The sequence below is a fragment of the Robbsia andropogonis genome (genome assembly GCF_000970345.1).
In the GTDB taxonomy this organism is placed as follows: Bacteria; Pseudomonadota; Gammaproteobacteria; order Burkholderiales; family Burkholderiaceae; genus Robbsia; species Robbsia andropogonis.
In genome coordinates, this window is sequence record NZ_LAQU01000225.1 from 1 (window position 1) to 740 (window position 740).

The following is a 740-nucleotide window of genomic DNA, read 5'->3' on the forward strand; positions in this document are numbered from 1 at the left end:
CGTTTTACGTACCTCCGCGAGGGCGTCATTACGCTGTGCCGCGATCTGCTGCGCGATTTCCTTGTTCAGTGCCTCGCGCCGTGAGAGTAATGCTTCGAGATCCATGGCGTTTTCGGGATTAGGAGAGATTCCTTGTTCGTCAGGGGTTTATTTTAACCTGAAACACAGATGTTGGTGACTAGGCAAGTATCTTTGCGTGATCACTGGCGAGTACACTGACGCGCCGTGCCAATGCACTCGCGCGTGGCAGCCGTGACACCAGCCTCGTTCCAGTGCCGTAATCGCCAGCAAGCCATCAAAGCGCGAGGGTTGGGATTTTGTGCCGATCACTCGACCGTTTTCTCTCGCGTGAAAGGTGGAAGCGCCTGCCATACCCTAGCGAATCGCAGCGTCAATGAGGGTTGGCCGGGATTGGCGACGCGACGATTGCCGATGCGATTCTGGATCGGGTGATGCAGCGCCACCACCGCTTCACACTCACCGGAGACTCGCTGCGACTGCCAAGAGAAAAAAACCACCCAAAAAGGAGAAAACCATCGACCCATCGTGACCGCTGCGCTTAGAATTGAACCGCGTAACGCCAACCACTGCGCAGCGGTCACGATCACCGGAATCAGCGGTCACGTTCGCCGGAATACGCAGGCACTTGCTAATTCAATCGCTGGCCCCGATATACTCTGTCAATCACCCCATCCATCGACGGGGGCTTAGGCAGGCAACAACAAGGCACGGCAGGCCGC

1 protein-coding gene is annotated in these 740 nt (G+C 56.9%); it reads left to right on the forward strand.

Features of this window, described 5'->3' with window-relative positions; genetic code table 11:
* Positions 1-401: 401 nt before the first annotated feature.
* A complete protein-coding gene (locus WM40_RS31980) occupies positions 402-563 on the forward strand; it encodes an ATP-binding protein (RefSeq protein WP_269083123.1) in 162 nt (53 codons plus the stop codon).
* Positions 564-740: the final 177 nt, after the last annotated feature.